20 protein-coding genes are annotated in these 20,034 nt (G+C 31.2%); 7 read left to right on the top strand and 13 right to left on the bottom strand.

Annotated elements, in window-relative coordinates:
• The first annotated feature begins 135 nt into the window (after positions 1–135).
• The gene (locus CD129_RS12440; protein WP_107510073.1) at positions 136–642 is read left to right on the top strand and encodes a universal stress protein; all 507 of its coding nucleotides are present in this window, start codon (positions 136–138) and stop codon (positions 640–642) included.
• A 123-nt stretch (positions 643–765) separates the two neighbouring features.
• Here the strand turns inward: CD129_RS12440 and CD129_RS12435 are convergent, their stop codons facing one another.
• The 7 genes from CD129_RS12435 to sppA all read right to left on the bottom strand — a co-directional run bounded on the left by CD129_RS12435 (position 766) and on the right by sppA (position 5,900).
• Positions 766–957 carry a hypothetical protein gene (locus CD129_RS12435; protein ID WP_176579781.1) on the bottom strand — a complete coding sequence of 64 codons (192 nt, stop codon included), beginning with the start codon at positions 955–957 and terminating at the stop codon, positions 766–768.
• A 216-nt stretch (positions 958–1,173) separates the two neighbouring features.
• Entirely contained in the window at positions 1,174–1,302 is a 129-nt protein-coding gene (locus tag CD129_RS13510; protein ID WP_256681917.1) for a hypothetical protein, read from the bottom strand.
• Positions 1,303–1,481: 179 nt separating this feature from the next.
• On the bottom strand, positions 1,482–2,678 hold the full coding sequence (locus CD129_RS12430; RefSeq protein ID WP_115337340.1) for an acetate kinase: 1,197 nt from the start codon (positions 2,676–2,678) through the stop codon (positions 1,482–1,484).
• A gap of 75 nt (positions 2,679–2,753) precedes the next feature.
• Positions 2,754–3,698: a class I SAM-dependent methyltransferase gene (locus tag CD129_RS12425; RefSeq protein WP_115337339.1), complete on the bottom strand. Its 945-nt coding sequence runs from the start codon at positions 3,696–3,698 to the stop codon at positions 2,754–2,756.
• Positions 3,699–3,759: 61 nt separating this feature from the next.
• Positions 3,760–4,260, bottom strand: a complete 501-nt coding sequence (gene tpx, locus CD129_RS12420; protein ID WP_115337338.1) for a thiol peroxidase — start codon at positions 4,258–4,260, stop codon at positions 3,760–3,762.
• Between the two features lie 79 nt (positions 4,261–4,339).
• Positions 4,340–4,891, bottom strand: a complete 552-nt coding sequence (locus CD129_RS12415) for an RDD family protein (protein WP_107510076.1) — start codon at positions 4,889–4,891, stop codon at positions 4,340–4,342.
• A gap of 13 nt (positions 4,892–4,904) precedes the next feature.
• A complete protein-coding gene (gene sppA / locus CD129_RS12410) occupies positions 4,905–5,900 on the bottom strand; it encodes a signal peptide peptidase SppA (RefSeq protein WP_107510077.1) in 996 nt (331 codons plus the stop codon).
• A gap of 85 nt (positions 5,901–5,985) precedes the next feature.
• Here sppA and CD129_RS12405 point away from each other — a divergent pair, with 85 nt between their 5' ends.
• Complete coding sequence (locus CD129_RS12405; RefSeq protein ID WP_115337337.1) at positions 5,986–6,789, top strand: NAD kinase; 804 nt, start codon at positions 5,986–5,988, stop codon at positions 6,787–6,789.
• Between the two features lie 425 nt (positions 6,790–7,214).
• Here CD129_RS12405 and CD129_RS12400 read toward each other — a convergent pair whose 3' ends face one another.
• The 4 genes from CD129_RS12400 to ezrA form a co-directional block, all read right to left on the bottom strand.
• Positions 7,215–7,988, bottom strand: a complete 774-nt coding sequence (locus CD129_RS12400) for a sulfite exporter TauE/SafE family protein (protein ID WP_107510079.1) — start codon at positions 7,986–7,988, stop codon at positions 7,215–7,217.
• Between the two features lie 47 nt (positions 7,989–8,035).
• Entirely contained in the window at positions 8,036–9,253 is a 1,218-nt protein-coding gene (gene thiI, locus CD129_RS12395) for a tRNA uracil 4-sulfurtransferase ThiI (RefSeq protein WP_078356388.1), read from the bottom strand.
• Positions 9,243–10,388 (bottom strand): cysteine desulfurase family protein, encoded by a 1,146-nt coding sequence (locus CD129_RS12390; protein ID WP_078356387.1) that lies wholly within the window; start codon positions 10,386–10,388, stop codon positions 9,243–9,245. Before CD129_RS12390 ends, thiI begins: the two co-directional genes overlap by 11 nt.
• A gap of 135 nt (positions 10,389–10,523) precedes the next feature.
• Positions 10,524–12,218, bottom strand: coding sequence for a septation ring formation regulator EzrA (gene ezrA, locus CD129_RS12385; protein WP_115337336.1), 1,695 nt, complete (start codon positions 12,216–12,218; stop codon positions 10,524–10,526).
• 137 nt (positions 12,219–12,355) lie between these two features.
• On the opposite strand from ezrA, the gene CD129_RS12380 reads away from it, so the two are divergent.
• Both CD129_RS12380 and rpsD read left to right on the top strand, forming a co-directional pair.
• Positions 12,356–12,820: a GAF domain-containing protein gene (locus tag CD129_RS12380; RefSeq protein ID WP_078356385.1), complete on the top strand. Its 465-nt coding sequence runs from the start codon at positions 12,356–12,358 to the stop codon at positions 12,818–12,820.
• Positions 12,821–13,045: 225 nt separating this feature from the next.
• Positions 13,046–13,648: a 30S ribosomal protein S4 gene (rpsD, locus tag CD129_RS12375; protein ID WP_078356384.1), complete on the top strand. Its 603-nt coding sequence runs from the start codon at positions 13,046–13,048 to the stop codon at positions 13,646–13,648.
• A 65-nt stretch (positions 13,649–13,713) separates the two neighbouring features.
• Here rpsD and CD129_RS12370 read toward each other — a convergent pair whose 3' ends face one another.
• A complete protein-coding gene (locus tag CD129_RS12370; RefSeq protein ID WP_115337335.1) occupies positions 13,714–14,466 on the bottom strand; it encodes a glycerophosphodiester phosphodiesterase in 753 nt (250 codons plus the stop codon).
• Between the two features lie 73 nt (positions 14,467–14,539).
• On the opposite strand from CD129_RS12370, the gene CD129_RS12365 reads away from it, so the two are divergent.
• The 3 genes from CD129_RS12365 to serA all read left to right on the top strand — a co-directional run bounded on the left by CD129_RS12365 (position 14,540) and on the right by serA (position 17,829).
• Entirely contained in the window at positions 14,540–14,983 is a 444-nt protein-coding gene (locus CD129_RS12365) for an SACOL1771 family peroxiredoxin (protein ID WP_115337334.1), read from the top strand.
• 100 nt (positions 14,984–15,083) lie between these two features.
• Positions 15,084–16,241, top strand: a complete 1,158-nt coding sequence (locus tag CD129_RS12360) for a pyridoxal-phosphate-dependent aminotransferase family protein (RefSeq protein ID WP_115337333.1) — start codon at positions 15,084–15,086, stop codon at positions 16,239–16,241.
• The gene (gene serA, locus CD129_RS12355) at positions 16,234–17,829 is read left to right on the top strand and encodes a phosphoglycerate dehydrogenase (protein ID WP_078356380.1); all 1,596 of its coding nucleotides are present in this window, start codon (positions 16,234–16,236) and stop codon (positions 17,827–17,829) included. Before CD129_RS12360 ends, serA begins: the two co-directional genes overlap by 8 nt.
• Positions 17,830–18,584: 755 nt before the next feature.
• Here the strand turns inward: serA and CD129_RS12350 are convergent.
• Positions 18,585–19,700: an HAD family hydrolase gene (locus CD129_RS12350; RefSeq protein ID WP_107509799.1), complete on the bottom strand. Its 1,116-nt coding sequence runs from the start codon at positions 19,698–19,700 to the stop codon at positions 18,585–18,587.
• Positions 19,701–20,034: the final 334 nt, after the last annotated feature.

Raw genomic sequence — 20,034 nt, 5'->3', positions numbered from 1 at the left:
TAATTATTACTGCATTTATACTTTAACATATTTCTCATAAAACTGTTCAATATTTCCTTTTATTTAAAAGTTTATAATGTTATTTTTTCAGAAAATTATGATATAATTAAACAAAAGAACTAGGAGGCGGTTTTTATGTTAAGTTACAAAAATATTTTAATAGCTGTAGATGGTTCAACTGAGTCAGAATGGGCATACAATAAAGCTGTGGCAGTCGCTAAACGTAATGATGCAAAATTAACAATCGTCAATGTTGTAGATTCTCGATCTTATGCAAGTGTCGAGGCTTACGATACTCAAATAGTAAATAAAGCTACTAGCTTTGCTGAAAGTTTACTATCTGGATATAAAGAATTCGCTGAAAAAAATGGCGTTTCTAATGTAGCAACTAAACTTGAATTTGGTTCACCAAAAACAGTTATTCCTAAAAAATTAGCAATAGATTATGATGTAGACCTTATTATGTGTGGTACTTCCGGCTTAAATGCTGTTGAACGATTTATCGTAGGTTCAGTTTCTGAATCAATCGTGCGAAATTCACCTTGTGACGTTCTAGTTGTTAGAACAGAAACAATGCCAGATGACTTCGAACCTATTGTAGCTACACAAGAATTATTTGATGAACACCATGAAAGTAAATAATTCTTACAATATAAAAAAGCGTTCAGTATAACTGAAGGCTTCAGACTGTGGACAAACTGAACTTAAATTAATAAGTTCAGTTTGTTTTTTTGTTTTAATAAGTATGTTTTATTAAATTTAAGCTTAAACTGCGTTTAAACTAGGCTGTTCTTTTGCATCGCCAAATCTTCTTTCTACAGTTTGACTTCTTAGTTTATATGCTTTTTTAATTGTATCTACAAACCTTAAATCTTCGATTATATCTAAATCATCTTGCCAAACATGTCTACGGATTTCTCTAATATAGGTTTTGTTTTCCGTACATTTATTTAACATAGAATCAACTCCTAAATAAAATTTCATCTATATTATAAAATAGTTTGTTAATATTTGGTATTTTTTTGGCTGACTCCTGTGGGAAAAGCATGATTCGAAAACTACAGGCTGAGAACATGCCCGCGGAAAGCATGCGCATAAAAAAATGCCGGCAAAGTCTAAGACTTTGTCGACACTCTGAAGCGTTCAGTATAACTGAACGCTTTTTTCTTATATTTATTTATTATCTACATTTTGATTTTTTAAATTTTGTTTGTTTTCTTGTTTTTGTTTTCTAGATTGTTCTTTAGCTACTCTTCTCGTTACTATTCTGACTAAACGCATTAACGCTCTCTCTGGTCTCATAAATATCCTCCTCAAAATAGACATTAATTAGTTATATCCAATCAAGATAATTTTAAACATATATATATTCACTTTAAGTGCGGTTTTTACTAAAAAATTCGCATAAAAAAACTGTCAACAAAGTCTCATACTTTATTGACAGTTTAAGAACGACACAAATTGTGAAGTTCTTTAATATATTAACCTAAGTTACCGAATTTCAATACATCACGTGCAATCATGACTTCTTCATCTGTTGGAATTACAATTACTTTGACTGGTGAATGTGGGTAATTGATAAATGCTTCTTCACCATGTAATCCAGTGTTTAGGCGTTGATCCCAATAAACACCCATAAACTCTAATCCTTCTAATACTTTAGCACGTACAGTATCAGAGTTTTCACCAACACCTGCTGTAAATACAATTGCATCTAAGCCGTGCATTCTTGTTGCATATGAACCCATATATTTATGAATTCTAGATGCGAATACATCCAATGCTAATTTAGCACGTTCATTACCTTCATTTGCATCTTGCTGAATATCTCTTAAGTCACTAGATGATCCTGAGATACCAAGAAGACCAGACTCTTTGTTAAGAATATTTAATACTTCTTCTGCATTTTTACCTGTTTTTTCCATTATATATGGAATTAACGCTGGGTCAAGGTTACCTGAACGTGTACCCATCGTAACACCTGCTAAAGGTGTGAAGCCCATTGATGTATCTACAGATTTACCGCCATCAATAGCTGCAATAGAAGCACCATTACCGATATGACAAGAAATAATTCTAAGTTGATCTAATGGACGATCTAATAATTCAGCTGCTCTTTCTGATACATATTTATGACTTGTTCCATGGAAACCATATTTACGAATACCATAATCTTTATAGAAATGATATGGCAAACTATATAAATATGATTCTTCAGGCATAGTCTGGTGGAATGATGTATCAAATACAGCAACATGTGGAATACTTGGTAATAATTTTCTGAATGCTTTAATACCCATTAAATTGGCTGGATTGTGTAATGGTGCTAAATCAGTTAATGATTCGATTTTAGCCAATACGTCATCTGTAACAAGTGCAGATTCAGGGAATAGTTCCCCACCATGTACAACACGATGTCCTGTACCTTGAATATCATTGATGTCATTAATAATATTATGTTCTTTCAATGCATCTAACATAATATTTACTGCAACATCATGATTTTCTATATCTAATGTTTCAGTTATTTTTTCTCCATTTACAGAAATTGAGAAAATTGAATTTTTTAACCCGATACGCTCGATTAACCCTTTAGTGATAACTTTTTCATCTGGCATTTCAAATAATTGAAATTTTAAAGATGAGCTACCGGCATTAATTGCTATTATTTTTGTCATTTAGACTTCCTCCTGATAATACTTTTCTATACTATTTAAACACTAATACAGTTATGAATCAAGCATTAACACAGTTTATAAAGAATGATTTTTTTCCATCCATTCATCTACTTCAGATAAAAACGTTTGCAATTGTGATTGTGCCTTAAAGTCAGGAATATTAGCAAGCAATACCTCTACACTCTTAGTATTTCCTTGATCTTTCTTTTGTAGGATCAATAGTGATTTACGTGACTGTTCTGTTTTGAATAATGAGTTAGGGAAATTCAAGAATGCTTGCATTTCTGTCTCTGTTGCAATATATTTTTGCAACTGTTTCACTTCTTCACCTTCAAATAATTTTGTAGGAACTATTAAAAAGACATATCCCCCAGGCTTAGTTGCAGTTACAGCTTGCTCTAATAATAAATAATGACTATAACTATGACCTTCACTAAAACCTAATTTCATTTCTTTACTACGCTCATCAACAGGATAATAGCCTACTGGTAAGTCACCAACTATTACATCTGCTTCCTCTAATGGTAAAGGCATAATCGCATCTTGTGGATATACATCAAATGGTATTTCTAAAAAGTTAGCTAAATGAATGCTTACACGTTGTAAAACTGGATCTACTTCAATTAAATGATGCATAACTGTTTTTTCTTGGTTTTGTTCATTAATTGTTGCACTTAAATGTCCAGTACCACTTGCGATATCTACTATATTTAGTGATTCTCTATTTTTATTAAATAAGTTTACAAGATAACTTAAAATAAACCCGATTGAATCAGGCGTCATTTGATGATTCGGTTGAATAACTTCTTCTTTTAATAAACTTAAATAAGCAAATTGGAATGCTTTTCTACGTTCTTGTAAAGTAGATTGCTCTAACAAATCTCTTTGGTTCGTATAAATTTCTTCCATTGCTAATCCTAAATTTTCAATATAGCTTTGGCCATTTTCGTCATGGAGGTCTTTACTTTTTACATCAAGTTTTTCAAATAATATTTCCATTATATTCTTTTCTTCAGTCATAATTGCCCTCTTTCGTATAAAAAGCTGTCCAATCTAATGGACAGCGATTTATGGTTGTTAATTAGTTTAAATTTCTAAAAGCTTCTAAAGCTTTATCATAGTCAGGATGGTTAGTACCTTCACTCACTACTTCAGCGTAAACTACTTTATTATCTTTGTCCAAAACAAATACTGAACGAGCTAATAAACGAAGTTCTTTCATTATAACACCAAAGTTTTCACCGAATGATAAATCACGGTGGTCACTTAATGTAATAACATTTTCTAAACCTTCAGCTGCACACCATCTTTTTTGTGCGAATGGTAAGTCATTAGATATCGTTAAGACAACACCATCTTGTTCATTTGCAGCATCTTCGTTGAATTTACGAGTTTGTTGACTACAAACTCCTGTATCTAAAGAAGGTACGGCACTAATAAGTTTCTTTTTACCTTCATAGTCTTTTAAAGTCTTTTCAGATAAATCATTTGCTAATACAGTAAAATCTGGTGCTACTGAACCTACTGTAATTTCCTTGCCTAATATTGTAACTGGTTCATTCTTGAATGTAACTTGCGCCATAAAAAAAGCCTCCTTATTCTTGATAAATATATTTTATCATGATTAAAGAGACTTTAAAATTTTTTTGTTTATAACATGCTTACCTTGTAGCCTTTTGGAAGTCGTTTCTTAGTTGAATATATTTATTTTTAAGCACAACTGTCTCACCAAAATAGTCGTGAATACCTTTATGTTTTTTATTAAAAGCTACTACTAAATATGGTATTCCTAATAATGCACCTGATATAATTCTTCCAATCCACTCTCTAAATAGTACATCTTTCAACTTCAGCGATTTTGCATCTTCTCTGTATACACTTAATCCTAGAATCATTTTACCGAGTGTTGCTTTAAAATAATATGTCATAAGTACAAAATATAAATAAAATATTAAGGCACTTATTATATTTCCAACGCTAAAGTATGGCACAAATAAATATTCATTCTTAATTTGTGTTAATGCAAATAGAGGGCTTAACACTATTCCTTTAAAACCTGCTAAAGCTAATATATCAATGATATAAGATAAAAATCTAACCCAGAATCCTGCAAATACGATGGATTTTATATCAGACATGTGTTTATTAACTGTACGCTCAATAACACTTTGTTCACGAGTTGTAGCGACTTGTTCGTAACTTGCTTCAGTCATTTAAAATCCCTCCTTACTCACCATACAAGTACATAGGTTGTGGTGATTTATTTGCTTTAACTAAAGATTCATATTTACTTAAATCATCTAAGCCCATCATAGAAGATATTTTACTTTTAGCTCCCATTGGGAAGTTTAAGAATCCTGATGATGTATCATAAGTTACGACTTGTGCATTTTTAGATTTAATATCACTTCTTAAGTCTTTAATTGCATCATCTTCATAACCAATCTCATCAATTAATCCATTTGATTTAGCTTGTTGTGCAGAATAAATTCTACCGTCAGCTAATTTTTTAACTTCAGATTCAGACATATGTCTACCATCTTTAATAACATCTACAAATTGTTTGTAGCTATCATCAATAATTGATTGCATAATATTACGTTCTTCTTTAGTCATATCTTTCATTGGATTTAATATTTGTTTATGCTTACCAGATGTTACGGATTCATCTTTAACACCTATGTCATTGGCTAACTCTGCGTAATTTATACTTGAAATAATAACACCTAAAGAACCAGTTAATGTTTGAGAACCTGCATATATTTTATCTGCTGGTGTTGAGATATAATAACCACCTGAGGCAGCCATATTCTTCATTTGAACATATACTTTTTTATCTTTGGCTTTTATTTCTTCTAATTTTTTATGTATTTCATCACTCTCATATGTTCCTCCACCTGGAGAATTCACTTCTAGTAGTACACCTTTAACGCTTTTATCTTTCTTGATTTTATCAAGTTGTTTTAAAAATGCTTGATGGTTATATCCTCCATCACTGAATAGCGATTCTTCCGCACCAGTATCTTGAATTGTACCATTCACAGATAATTTTACGATTTTATTACTACTATCACTACCAGATTGAACCGACTCGCTAATGCCATCTGAATCTGTCACAGTTTTTTTCCATGAATCATCCAAAAATATGCCAACAGTACTGACAACAATACCACCTACCACTAGAATAACAGCGATGATAATAGCAATAATTCTTTTAGACATAGTATCTTCCTTTCTATTTTAAATATTTACATTTATAATAATAACAGACTTTAATAATAACTGTAACTTTTGGGAGGAACAAATTATGGCAACAAAAAAACATATTTACTTATTCACTTCAAAAGATAGCGATGTCTTAGAGACTCGAAAAAAAATACAAAGCCAAATGGAACCACATGGCTTTGAATTTGTATCAAACTATGATGATGCAGACATTATTGCTTCAATAGGTGGTGACGGTAGTTTCCTTCAAGCATGTAGAAAAACAAATTTCAACAAAGATAAAGTTTATATTGGAATAAAAACAAGATTAGATCAAAATTATTTATATGTTGATTTTAGCGTTGATGATATACCACATTTAATTAAATCAATAGATTCCGAAGAAGTTATGGTAAGGAAATACCCAGTACTAGAAGTAAATTTAAACAATCAAATGTCTTATATGTGTTTAAATGATTTTTACATTAAATCTAGCGTTATCAAGCCAATGAAAATGGAAATATTTATAGATGATGAATACTTCGAGGCATTTAACGGAGATGGATTATTGATATCTACACCAACTGGATCTACAGGTTATAATAAATCTTTAGATGGCGCAATTATAGATCCTAAAATAAGAAGTATGCAATTAACAGAAATTGCATCATTAAATAATAATAACTTTAGAACAGTAAGTAGTTCTGTTGTATTAGGCGATACAAGAACACTTAAAATTTCACTTGATAAAGAAGGCAATTATTATCCAATCATGGGTCTAGATAATGAAGCACTAAGTGTACAAGAAACTGATTTTATAAGCCTTAGAATTAAAGATAAATATATAAGAACACTTAAATTACCTCAAAATTCATTTTGGAGCAAAGTTCAAAGAAAATTCTTATAAAATTTTATAATTTCGTTCGTGCATGCTTGCCTATTTTTTATACAATCTTACGATTTCGTTCGTGCATGCTTGATTATTTTTTATACAATCTTACGATTTCGTTCGTGCATGCTTGCCTAGGGGTATGGTTCGAGCCTGTAGTCTCTCACTCATACTATTCCCTCAGGCGTCAGCACTTCACAAAATCGTTGAAATTATCTATTTTAATACAAAGATTAGAGGCTGAGACAAATAAATTGTCTCAGCCTCTAAGTTATAGAATAACTAAATTTGCACTAATTGGGAAAAGTGTAAGCATGAGTATCCATATTTACACTAGTCGGAAGTAGTGTGAATGATTTTCACAAAAAATAAGAGCAGAAATTCAATTTTAATAATGAATTTCTGCTCTTATTAATTTTCTAAGGCATTTATGCTCACGCTCTTTACATGAAATGACTATTAACGTAGTCGTATACATTTTTAAGTATTAATAGAATTGTGACTACTATAAATAAGACTTTTACATAGGATACACCTTTTCTTATAGCAAATGTAACTCCTAAATATGAACCGACTACCATAGCTGCTGCCATGCTGAATCCATAAATATAATTCACTTGTCCTAATATCATAAATAAAAGTAAAGCGCCTAGATTGGAAGCTAGATTTAAAAATTTAGCATTGCCTGCTGCATGTAAATAATCCAGACCGATTAATAACAACATAAATAAAAAGAATGATCCGGTACCTCCACCTAAAAATCCATCATAATATCCGATTACTATAACACCTACTATGAATAAGATAGCTTTTTTAAGTGATAATTTCTTATATTTATTGATATCTCCCCAATCTTTTTTAACAATTGAGTAAACAGTCACTAATGCTAATATTATAATTGCGAGTGGTTTTAAATATTCTGGTGGTAAATATGTAGCAGTAATCGCACCAAATATTGAACCGACAAAACTTAATGGAAACAATTTTCCTACTATATCAAAATCTACTTTTCTAGCTTTTATAAACTTCATTGTACTCGTAAACGTTCCAAATGAACTTGCTAATTTATTTGTACCTAAAGCTGTTGCTGGATCCATACCTACAGCTAATAATGCTGGTAAAGAAATAAGTCCTCCTCCACCAACTACGGAATCTATAAATGATGCTATTAAACCAAATAAAATAATAATAAGTAAAATATTTAAATCAAATTCCATCTGGACATCTCCTCTACTTTAATGATAGCGACATCCCAACGTCATTATTAAAGTAGTTCATCCATCCACTCATCTTTTTGTTGCTGTATATCATCATGTTTAGAAATTGTAATTGTTTCTACATTTTTTACCGCTTCTTCGATTAATGGACCAAAATCAAATTTAGACTCAAAATATTCAACTTTTTCAAGTTTAGGATTTGTTTTTGGATTTTTTGGTGTAAATATTGTACAGCAATCTTCAAATGGTTGTATTGATAATTCAAATGTATTTATTGCTTTAGCTTTTTTAACGATGTCTTCTTTATCAAAAGTAAGTAACGGTCTTAAAATTGGCATAGATGTCACGCTATTGATTGCATACATACTACCTAAAGTTTGACTTGCAACTTGTCCAAGATTTTCACCATTGACGATTGCAAGTGCACCAATTTCATGCGCTACTTTTTCAGTTACTCTTAACATCATTCTTCTAGTACTCGTCATAGTAAAACTTTCTTCGACTACTTTATGAATTTGTTTTTGTAATTCTGTAAAAGGAACAATATGTAGTTTGATGTCTCCAGTTAAATTTGCAAGTTGCTTTGTTAAATCAATAACTTTTTGTTTCGCTTGTTCGCTTGTATATGGGGGACTATGAAAATGTATAGCTTCAATCGTCACGCCTCTTTTCATTACTTCCATTCCTGCTACTGGTGAATCAATTCCACCTGAAAGCATAAGTAATGTTTTACCACCCGTTCCTACTGGCAATCCTCCTACTCCTTCGAGTACTCGGTTATACATATAAATGGCATCTTTACGTACTTCAACTTTAATTTTATGATCAGGTTGTTTAACATTTACTGTTATATTTTCAGTGTTTTGAAGAACGTGTCCTCCTAGTTCTTGTTGCAGTTGAAATGTATCTAGTTCAAATGTTTTATCTGCTCTTTTTACATCAATTTTAAAAGTATCACCATCATTGAAATCCTCAGCAAACTTTATAGCAACTTCTTTCATAATGTCCAATTCTTTTTCAATTCTTATTATTGGACTTACTGAGTGTACGCCGAACACTGTTTGGATACGACTCATCATTTCTTCAATATCTGAACCTTCATGTACATCTATATACATTCTGTCACGATTAGCACGTACTTTATAACCTTGAAGTGGCATTAATCTACTTTTAATATTTGCTTTTAATTTATTAACGAACATATTTCTATTACCTGTCTTAAGGGTCAATTCCCCATATCTAACCAATATGTGATCATAATTCATATTTTAATAACTCCTTTACCTCATTATATACTTTGTCAAAGGCATCTTTAAATGCTTCTATTTGTTCGTTTGTTAAATCTGGTGCAATGCTTATTCTTATACTTCCTTCAATTATAATATTGCTTAGCCCCATAGCTTTCAATGTTTCATTATGAGAACTTTTTTTGGAAGAACATGCACTTGTAGTGGATAAATAAATTTCATATTTAGAAAATGCGTTAACTAATACTTCTCCTTTAACTCCTGGAAACGATACATTCAATATATATGGTGCAGCATCTATAGGAGAATTAATTAAAACCCCTTCATACTGATCAATAAATTGACGTATTTCTTTTCCTTTTTCAGTTAATAATTTAATATTACTATCCATTTGAGCATTCATTTGTCGCATTGCTTTTGTTAAAGCAATATTCACGGGAGCATTTACTGTACCACTTCTAATACCATACTCTTGTCCACCACCAAAAATAATTGGCTGAATCGTTTTTGCTTGCTTAAAGGCTAAAATACCAGAGCCTTTTAGTCCATGAAATTTATGCGCACTTAAACTATAGCTATCTACTAAATTAATATTTAAATTAACTTTACCAAATCCTTGAACACCATCTACGTGAAAATGTACTTTTGGATAGTCTTTTAAAATATTACTGATTTCTTCAATTGGTTGAATTTGTCCCATTATATTATTCACATGCATACACGTTACAAGTACAACGTCATCGTTAAGTAATTTTTTCAATGATGTAATATCTAACTTTCCATTCTCTAACGTGTTGATATATTGTAGGTTAAAACCTTGTTCTTCTAGTGCCCTCATAGTTTCTAGAACAGAAGGATGTTCAATTTTTGTAGTTAAAATTGTTTTACCAAACCTTTTCTTCGCTTGAGCCATACCTTGCAATGCTATATTATTTGATTCAGTCGCACCGCTCGTAAAAATGATGTCAAACTTATCGTTTAAGTTTAAGTACTGTTTTATATTATCTCTAGCTTTATCAATTAAATGAGCAATTTTCACACCTGCTGTATGAGGACTGTTCGGATTAAAAAAATATTGTGTATTCATTTGAATATATGATTGAATAACGTCCTCATTAGGTTTCGTAGTTGCAGCATTATCAAGATATATCATACTGTCACCTCTTTTTTTCATTATATAATGATACCATAAGTCATTTGCTATAGATATACTTATTAGCTCACAAAAGCATGTAGATAACATTTAGAGGCTGAGACAAATTAATTTGTCTCAGCCTCTATAGTTCTACTATTGTTTATTAACTTCTTCTTCAATTTTTTCACTGATTCCAGGTTCAACTTTTTCAAGTGCTGTTTCAGCAATTTCTACAGCTCTCTTATATCTATTATTAGCAAAGAGTCTTTCTGCTTCATTAAGACTTTTATTCAGTTCATTGTTTTCTTTTCTGTATCTATTACCATACTGAATTAATGTTTCTGCATGAACTGCATTAATTAAAACATCCGTCGTTTCATCTTCGAACTTATTCATTTGTAGTACAATATTACTCACTTTATCTTTAACATATTGTACATTGATTGGTCTTTGACTGAAGATTTTATTAACTTCACGAATTTCATGATCAATTTCATTCTTCATAATGATGAATCTTTCAGGTACACTAGGTAAATTCGACGCCAATAAATTTCTATATATTTCTTCTTTTTTAGATTGAACACGTAATGTGTTTTGTTGAGCAGTTGCTTCATCTTCTCTAAGTGAAACTAAGTGATTTTGAATTTTTTGTTGATTATCATTTATCACTTTAACATGTTCTTCAATATATAATAAGTTATCTTCCACTTCACTATATCGAACATTTGTCTTAGCCATTTCACCTAATATTTCATCATAAACACTGATAAGATTTTGTATTTCATTCTCATACTGTCTAACTTTATGAACATCTTCTTCTGAAATATAGTAATTTTCTCTAACATATTCAATTTCAGTTTGAAGTGTGTAGTTCATATCTTTTGCGTGGAATAATTCGTCTGTAATAATTTCTTTAGATTGTTCTACAGTATTTTTAGATTTCACTTCATGTTCAATCAAATCATACATATCATCTAAAGTATCATTTATTTCAATTATAATGTTCTCAGCTTTAGTCAATTCTAGTCTACCTATTAATGGTTCAACTAAATTAAGTTTGCCACGTAATGTTTGTAAAGTACCTTCAACTTTAACGTGTTCAAGATTATATCCTTCGACTTTTAAATCTCTACAACCAAATTTCAAGTCTTGGAACTGACCTGGTAATTCTTTTTGAACATCTTTAATCAACAATGGAATTTCATTCATATCTTCTTGCATGCGTTTCATATCTGTATTGAGTTGATCTATATGACCACTTGCTTTAATATAATGCCCATCTTCAACAAGTTCTTCATATTGCTCAATTCTAGGTAAAAATGCTTCAATATTTTTCTCAATAAGTTCTGCAGCATCACCAAATTGATGTCTGTTAGCTAATACTTCCCTTTTTGTTTCTCTATAAATTTGTTTAGATTCATCGTATAATTTGTCGCTTGTTTCTACTGTTGTCATTAATTCTGTAACACTCTGAGTTAAACGCGTATATTTCTTCTCTATACCATCCATGATTTTATTAGCATCAGCAATACTTTCTTCTGATTGAGAAAACTTAAATTTATCTAATTCTGCATCTGCGTCGTGAATTTTTGCATCTACAACTTTTAAATCTTCTTGTAAAACAGTTTGCCATTCCCTTTTGAATTGATCATACTTGTCCTTAGCTTCACCATGTATATTTAATTTTTTAAGTTTAGCTAATTCATCTTGAAAAGGTAATTGTTTAATTTTTTGCTTACGCTGCTCGGTCTCAGTAATCAAATTTCGCTTTGATGTACGCAACCATAACATTATACCAATACCAATTAATATAATGATTATAATTGCAAGTGTTATATAAATTGCCATTATGTATTCTCCTCCTAAATCGTTCTCTTTATTATAACGTAAAATATTTATCCAACAAACCTTTTTCTATGCAAAACATATTCAAAATCTTAAAATAGAGATATAATTCAAAAAAATAATGAAATGAGGAACAAAAAATGCCAGAAAATCAATTAGACTATACATTACTTAGTAGACAACTTGATGGTTTATTATCAGGTGAGAAAGATTTAATCGCTAATTTAAGTAATACTTCAGCATTTATCAATCAATTCTTACCAAATATAAATTGGATAGGTTTCTACCTTTTAAAAAATAATGCATTAAAACTAGGACCATTTCAAGGTTTACCTGCCTGTGTTGATATCGAAATAGGAAAAGGTGTATGTGGTACAGCTGTTTCTCAAAAAAAATCTCAACTTGTAGAAGATGTTAATGCATTTCCAGGACATATAGCTTGCGATGCAAATAGCCAATCTGAAATCGTTATACCTATATACTATAACAAAGAAATAATTGGTGTGTTAGATATCGATGCCCCAGTTAAATCACGATTTAGCAAAGAGGATTTACAAGGTTTAGAATTACTTGTTCAAACTCTTGAACAGCATATTCATATTTAAAATATAAATTGACATCCCCCTTCCAAAAAGGTATACTATTCTTTGTGTGAATTAACGAAAGTAGCAGTTAAATATTATAGGGCTCTATGTTATTCCCAAAGAAGGTGTGTTGTGTAACCGCGGCTGCAAGGTGAAGACACAAAAACATAACATATCCTTATGAGCATTTAACATTCTTTCTTGTTTCTTCATAACATTCAAACAAGAAAAAGGAGGAACTTCATTATGGCAAGATTTAGAGGTTCAAACTGGAAAAAATCACGTCGTTTAGGAATTTCATTAAGCGGTACAGGTAAAGAATTAGAAAAACGTCCTTACGTACCAGGTCAACATGGTCCAACTCAACGTAAAAAATTATCTGAGTATGGTCAACAATTACAAGAGAAACAAAAATTACGTTTCATGTACGGAATTAACGAACGTCAATTCCGCAGTATTTTCGAAAAAGCTGGTAACATGAAAGGTGTTCATGGTGATAACTTCATGGCACTATTAGCTTCTCGTTTAGACGCAGTAGTTTACCAATTAGGTTTAGCTCGTACTCGTCGTCAAGCACGTCAATTAGTTAACCACGGTCACGTAACTGTAGATGGCGCTCGTGTAGACATTCCATCTTACACTTTAAAACCAGGTCAAACTATTAGCATTCGTGAAAAATCACAAAAATTAAACATCGTATTAGAATCAGTAGAATTAAGTCACCACGTACCTGATTACTTAACTTTCGATGCTGACAAATTAGAAGGTACTTTCGTACGCGTTCCTGAACGTAGCGAATTATCAGCTGAAATCAATGAACAATTAATCGTTGAGTACTACTCTCGTTAATAGTTATTGCAAAAACCACTTTCAAATTGAAAGTGGTTTTTTTGTTTTTGATTATTTAATTCCCCTTATGTTTCCAACCATTTTTCTATTTTTTGAGGATAATCCGTTATGATGCCATCTACATTTAAATTAATCATTTTTCGAACAGTCTCATCGTCATTAATAGTATAAGGTATTACTTTCATATTTACTTTGTGTGCTTCGTCGACAAATTTTTTTGTAACTATTTTATAATTTGGATTTATGAATGTCGCATATTCCCCTATTTTTCTTATAGAATCTCTACTTATGAATCGATCTTTCTTTTTAATGAGAACTCCTAACTCAATTCTAGAGTTTAAACTTTTAAATTTTTGAATGGATTTTTTGTTAAAAGATTGTATGATGATTTGTTGTTCATTGATGTCATTAGCAATTAAGGATTCAAGAATTTGTTCTTCTATACCCGGATATTTTTCTGGTTGCTTAACTTCGATTAAAAGTTTAATATCTGTATTTCTAATTAAATGTAATACATCGTCAAATAAAGGTATACGTTCTCCTATAAATTCTTCACCTTTCCATTTGCCTATATCATATTTTTGTAATTCCTTATAAACTAAGTTTTTTATTTCGCCTTTTTCTAGTGAAGTGCGTTCTGTTGTAGGATCGTGCATTATAACAAGTTTATGATCTCGCGTTCTATGTATATCGATTTCGAGCATGTCTATATTTAATGTAAGTGCAAATTTATAAGATGCTATTGTATTTTCTGGTACTAGCGAAGGTACCCCTCTATGTGCTACTTTAATTATAGATTGTGGATTATACACATTCATTGTCTACTCCTTAATAATCAGTCATACTATAGATTATACCCAAATATATTTATTTAAAGAAAGGAACATTATAATGACAACACATATTTTTGACTTAAAAGGAACTTGGACTAAAGGTAGAAATGCTTCTGGTCATATAACTACAACTAATTTATCTACTCGAGTATCTATTCCAGAGGTTATGGATGGACCTGAAATTGGTACAAATCCAGATGAAATGTTACTCGGAGCTGCATCAACTTGCTACATGATTACTTTAGCTGCGATGATTGAACGTTCTGAAATTGAAATTGAAAGAATTGAAGTGAATTCAAAAGGACATGTTGATGTTGAAAATGACGTGGTCACTTATAAAAAAATAGAACATTTCCCAGTAATTTATTTAAGTGAAGAACCTGATGAAACGCTACAAAAAAAATTAAATAGACTCGTTCAAAAAGCTGAAGAATCATGCATGGTTACGCGTGCATTAGCTGGAAATGTTCAAGTTATAGCAACTGGAGAAATAAGATTTTAAAATGAAAGCGTTTTAACCAGAATTTTCAATAAATTCACTATTATTTTATTATTTTCTCTGCTACAATATAGAACATAAATTCAGTAAGGAGTGTTTATATATGTATCAGCATGATTCTTTATTACTCGCACCAGGTCCTACTACTGTTCCAAGGGAAATATTAGAAAGAATGAATCTTCCTATGACAGGACATAGAACTAAGGAATTTAGTCAAATCATTCATCAAGCATCAAGAGATTTACAAACAATTTTTGGAGCAAAGCATCCTGTAGCTATTTTAACTTCCTCAGGTACAAGTGCCCTTGAAGCAGCTATGGTTAATATAGCCAATCCAGAAGATAACATTGTGATAATTGTTTCAGGAGCATTTGGCGATAGGTTTAGAAAGATAGCTTCTTCATACCCTTTCAATGCACATATTTTTGAAGTTGAATGGGGAAAAGGTGTTGATTTAAAAGAATTCGAAACATATTTAAACTCACTTAATGTAGATATTAAAGCTATATTTACACAATTCTGTGAAACTTCAACTTCTGTAAAACACCCTATCAACGAATTAGGAAAATTAGTAAAAGAATTTAATCCTGATATTTATTTTATTGTTGATGGCGTAAGTATCATCGGTGCAGTTGAAGTGGATATGGAAGAAGATAATATCGATGTTCTCATTTCAGGTAGTCAAAAGGCAATTATGTTACCACCTGGAGCTGCTTTTGTAGCATATAATGACAGAGCAATTGAACGATTTAAAGAAGTGACGACTTCAAGATTTTATTTAGATTTAAATAAATACATAACTTCTTTAAATGATGATTCAACTCCATTTACACCTGCTGTATCACTTATTAGAGGTGTTCAAGCATATTGTGATTTAATTCGTGAAGAAAAATTTGAAAATACAATTAAAAGACACGAAGTATGTAAAACTGCAGTTAGGGAAAGTTTAAAAGCGTTAGGTATGACTTTGTTAGTTGAAGATCAATTTGCTTCCCCTACTGTAACTGCTTTCGTACCAAACAAAGATGAAGTAAAACAAATTAAAGATGAATTACTTAGCAGATTCAATATTACTATCGCAGGTGGTCAACAACATCTCAAAGGTACTATTTTAAGAGTTGGTCATATGGGTAAAGTTTCTCCTAATGATATGTTGCAATTTATAAGTGCATTAGAAATTATACTTTCAGAAATTCGTGATGAATCAGTAATTGGTAAAGGTGTTTCTAAATTCCAGGAGGTCGTAAATCAATATGTTTAAAGTAATCGTAGTAGATCCAATTTCAGAAGAAGGTTTAAAGAGTTTAACTGACCATGAACAATTTGAAGTAGACATAAATACTGGTCTAAGTGAATCAGAACTTATTAACATTATAGATAGCTATGATGCTTTAATCGTTAGAAGTCAAACCCAAATTACACCACCTATTTTAGATGCAGCAAAAAACTTGCGTGTTGTCGCTAGAGCTGGTGTAGGTGTTGATAATATTGATATAAACTATGCAACTAAACAAGGTATTTTAGTTATTAATGCTCCTGATGGAAACACCATTTCAGCTACTGAACATTCAATGGCTATGATATTATCTATGGCTCGTAACATTCCTGAAGCACATCGTTCATTACAAGATGGTAACTGGGATAGAAAAAAATACCGCGGTACAGAATTATACAAAAAAACACTTGGTGTAATCGGTGCTGGTAGAATTGGACTTGGCGTTGCTAAACGTGCTCAAAGTTTCGGTATGAATATTCTTGCATTTGACCCTTATTTATCAAGTGACGATGCAAAGAGATTAGAAATCACAAGAGCAACAGTTGATGAAATTGCTGAACAAGCTGATTTTATAACTGTCCATACTCCACTAACACCAAAAACGAAAGGTCTTGTAAATGAAGACTTTTTCAATAAAGCTAAACCAAACTTACAAATCATCAATGTTGCTAGAGGTGGAATCATCGATGAAGATGCACTTATTAAAGCTCTAGATGAAGGAAAAATAGAGAAAGCAGCACTTGATGTGTTTACAGAAGAACCTGCGAACAACACGCCATTAACACAACATGAAAAAATCATTGTAACGCCACATCTTGGAGCTTCTACTATTGAAGCTCAAGAAAAAGTTGCTGTCTCAGTTGCTAATGAAATCATCGACATTTTCGAAAACAATAATGTTCTTCATGCAGTTAACGCCCCTCAAATGTCAGGTGAAGTTGAAGAAGAATTAAGACCATTTGTTGAATTAAGTAGAACAACTGGTGAAGTTGGTATACAACTATTTGAAAAAGGTCCAAGAGAATTAAAAATTAAATATCATGGCGAAATAGCACTTGATGACACTAGCTTAATTACAAGACAACTTGTAATGGGTGTATTGCAACAAGATTTAGGTGATCATGTTAATTTAATCAATGCATTAGTACTTCTAAATGAGCAAGGCGTTACGTACCAAATTGAAAAAAATAGTAAAAAGTACGGATTCAGTAACTATATAGAATTAGAATTAGTAAATAAAGAGCATTCTATAAAAATAGGTTCAACCGTATTAAATGGCTATGGTCCAAGAATCGTTCGTATCAACGATTATCCTGTAGACTTTAAACCAGAAAAACATATGCTATTAATTCATCATAATGATCAACCAGGAATTGTAGGTAAAATGGGACAAATCCTTGGTGAACATGGGATTAATATCGCTTCAATGCATTTAGGAAGACATTCTATAGGCGGCGAAGCATTAATGGTATTGTCAATTGATGATGAAGCTTCTGAAGAAACAATAGCTGATTTATTTGCTATAGAAGGCTTCCAAAGCATAAATAAAGTAGAACTTAATCAATCATTATAAACAATAAAGCTAAGACATAATTCAAAACAAATAAGCATATCACTTAACTGATTTTTTCTAGTTTAGTGATATGTTTTTTTATAAGTTTTACGATTTTGTTCGTGCATGCTTGCCTAGGGGTATGGTTCGAGCCTGTAGTCTCTCACACATACCATTCCCTCAGGCGTCAGCACTTCACAAAATCGCTCTCAATATCTATTTTTATACAAAGATTAGAGGCTGAGACAAATTAATTGTCTCAGCCTCTTAGTTATAGAATAGCTAAATTTGCACTAGTTGGGAGAAGTGTAATCATGGGTAGCTATATTTACACTAGTCTAAAGAAGTGTAAGCTTGGGTACCTATAGTTACACTAATCTATAGAAGTGTAAGCATGAGTAGCTATATTTACACTAGTCTAAAGAAGTGTAAGCATGAGTAGCTATATTTACACTAGTCTAAAGAAGTGTAAGCATGGGTATCCATATTTACACTAGTCTAAAGAAGTGTGAGCATGGGTACCTATAGTTACACTAATCTATAGAAGTGTAAGCATGGGTAGCTATATTTACACTAGTCTAAAGAAGTGTAAGCATGAGTAGCTATATTTACACTAGTCTAAAGAAGTGTAAGCATGAGTAGCTATATTTACACTAGTCGGAAGTAGTGTGAATGATTTTCATAAAAAATAAGAGCAGAAATTCAATTTAATAATGAATTTCTGCTCTTTATAAATTTCTAGGACATTTATGTCCAAGTCTTTTATTTTTACTTTTTTATAATAAAATATTTCTAATATCTAATACATTATTTACAATATAATCTGCGTCATAAGACTCTAATTCAGCTTTAGCTGCTTGACCTTTTAATCCTGTTAATGTACCTATAAAAGTGGCCCCTGTCTTCTTAGCACTTAATAAATCTGCTAATGAGTCACCCACAATATATATGTTTTCATTTTCAAAAATCATTTTTTGATTCTGTATATATGTTAAATATTTCTCTGAATCATTACCACTATTGGCAATTAAATAACTAAATGGATTCGGTTTACCAAGTGGCTTGTGTTCCGGATATGTTGTTTCAGCATTCAGCACTTCAGATGCAGTACCAATGTGAAATTCATCAAATTGTTTTAACCACCCTATTGTTTCAAACGGTACTAATGTTTCAGTTCTCGGTCTTCCTGTAGCAATACCTATTTGATATCCGGCTTGTTTTAAATCTTCGAGTAGTTGTGTAACCTTATCAATATCTGCTAAAACAACTTCTTCTTTAATATATCCATTCTTATATGTTGTTCTAGCTGTTTTATGTTCTACTTCTTCATATAATTCTGTACCTAAATACCACTCTTGATATACTTCTTGAGCAATATCCCAGAATTTACTCTTGAGTTCAAAAATTGAAGCATCTTCAACGTTAAGTTCCTCTTTTGCAAAAGCAATTAAATCATGATAAATATTTTCTTTACCTGATGTTGCTTTAGATAAAAATTGTAACGGCGTTTCAATATTAATTTGCGCCCCATTAAGTTTGTTTGCATAATCTTTTAATGTTGCTTCACTGAAATTATCGTTACTGAGATCTAATTTTGAACCTTCTACTTTTTTTAACAATTCAATTAAATGAGTACTTATTACAATAAAAAGCATATCCCAATTTGAATTTAATCCTAAAGACTTTAATTGATTCAAAATTTTGTCATCAATAAACATATCTTTTCTAATTTGCTGTATATCATTTTCCGTTAAATTCTCTAAACTTATTGAGCTTTTTAAATTCAGAAATGATTGACTATGTAATAATTCATAAACAGTCAGCGCTGATACATCGAAACATCTTTCTTCACTCAAAAATACACCATCTACATCAAATAATACTTGTTTCATAATATGCCTCCATTTTTTGAACATTCTGATTATAATTTTAGCATAGTTTCAAATTGAAAACAGTACAATTAAAGCATCTTGAGGATGTAAACGCTTTACATAAATTAGTTCTACTTTTAATGCGCCTCTTATCAGTAATTTTGCTTAGATCTGCTTTTAACGTACCCCTTATTAGCAATTTTGCCTAGAATTGCTTTTAACATACCTCTTATCAGCAATTTTACTTAGAATTGCTTTTAACGTACTGGTATGTCAACAAAAACTTAGACAGAATTCATAAGTTTATAAGAGGTTGGCGTTTGATAATTTAATCCTGCATGTATTCTTTCATTGT

This window comes from Mammaliicoccus fleurettii (assembly GCF_003970575.1).
GTDB lineage: Bacteria > Bacillota > Bacilli > Staphylococcales > Staphylococcaceae > Mammaliicoccus > Mammaliicoccus fleurettii.
Note: the sequence above shows the minus strand (reverse complement) of the source record. Positions and strands in the feature narration are given on the sequence as shown.

Bases quoted from the DNA above. Each gene is read 5' to 3' on its own strand.
- CD129_RS12425 (WP_115337339.1), bottom strand. From the start codon at position 3,698: ATGACTGAAGAAAAGAATATAATGGAAATATTATTTGAAAAACTTGAT.
- CD129_RS13510 (WP_256681917.1), bottom strand. From the start codon at position 1,302: ATGAGACCAGAGAGAGCGTTAATGCGTTTAGTCAGAATAGTAACGAGA.
- CD129_RS12370 (WP_115337335.1), bottom strand. From the start codon at position 14,466: ATGAATGTGTATAATCCACAATCTATAATTAAAGTAGCACATAGAGGG.
- CD129_RS12440 (WP_107510073.1), top strand. From the start codon at position 136: ATGTTAAGTTACAAAAATATTTTAATAGCTGTAGATGGTTCAACTGAG.
- CD129_RS12400 (WP_107510079.1), bottom strand. From the start codon at position 7,988: ATGGAATTTGATTTAAATATTTTACTTATTATTATTTTATTTGGTTTA.
- CD129_RS12435 (WP_176579781.1), bottom strand. From the start codon at position 957: ATGTTAAATAAATGTACGGAAAACAAAACCTATATTAGAGAAATCCGT.
- serA (WP_078356380.1), top strand. From the start codon at position 16,234: ATGTTTAAAGTAATCGTAGTAGATCCAATTTCAGAAGAAGGTTTAAAG.
- CD129_RS12360 (WP_115337333.1), top strand. From the start codon at position 15,084: ATGTATCAGCATGATTCTTTATTACTCGCACCAGGTCCTACTACTGTT.
- CD129_RS12390 (WP_078356387.1), bottom strand. From the start codon at position 10,388: ATGATATATCTTGATAATGCTGCAACTACGAAACCTAATGAGGACGTT.
- CD129_RS12405 (WP_115337337.1), top strand. From the start codon at position 5,986: ATGGCAACAAAAAAACATATTTACTTATTCACTTCAAAAGATAGCGAT.
- CD129_RS12350 (WP_107509799.1), bottom strand. From the start codon at position 19,700: ATGAAACAAGTATTATTTGATGTAGATGGTGTATTTTTGAGTGAAGAA.
- rpsD (WP_078356384.1), top strand. From the start codon at position 13,046: ATGGCAAGATTTAGAGGTTCAAACTGGAAAAAATCACGTCGTTTAGGA.
- thiI (WP_078356388.1), bottom strand. From the start codon at position 9,253: ATGAATTATGATCACATATTGGTTAGATATGGGGAATTGACCCTTAAG.
- CD129_RS12430 (WP_115337340.1), bottom strand. From the start codon at position 2,678: ATGACAAAAATAATAGCAATTAATGCCGGTAGCTCATCTTTAAAATTT.
- CD129_RS12415 (WP_107510076.1), bottom strand. From the start codon at position 4,891: ATGACTGAAGCAAGTTACGAACAAGTCGCTACAACTCGTGAACAAAGT.
- CD129_RS12380 (WP_078356385.1), top strand. From the start codon at position 12,356: ATGCCAGAAAATCAATTAGACTATACATTACTTAGTAGACAACTTGAT.
- sppA (WP_107510077.1), bottom strand. From the start codon at position 5,900: ATGTCTAAAAGAATTATTGCTATTATCATCGCTGTTATTCTAGTGGTA.
- CD129_RS12365 (WP_115337334.1), top strand. From the start codon at position 14,540: ATGACAACACATATTTTTGACTTAAAAGGAACTTGGACTAAAGGTAGA.
- ezrA (WP_115337336.1), bottom strand. From the start codon at position 12,218: ATGGCAATTTATATAACACTTGCAATTATAATCATTATATTAATTGGT.
- tpx (WP_115337338.1), bottom strand. From the start codon at position 4,260: ATGGCGCAAGTTACATTCAAGAATGAACCAGTTACAATATTAGGCAAG.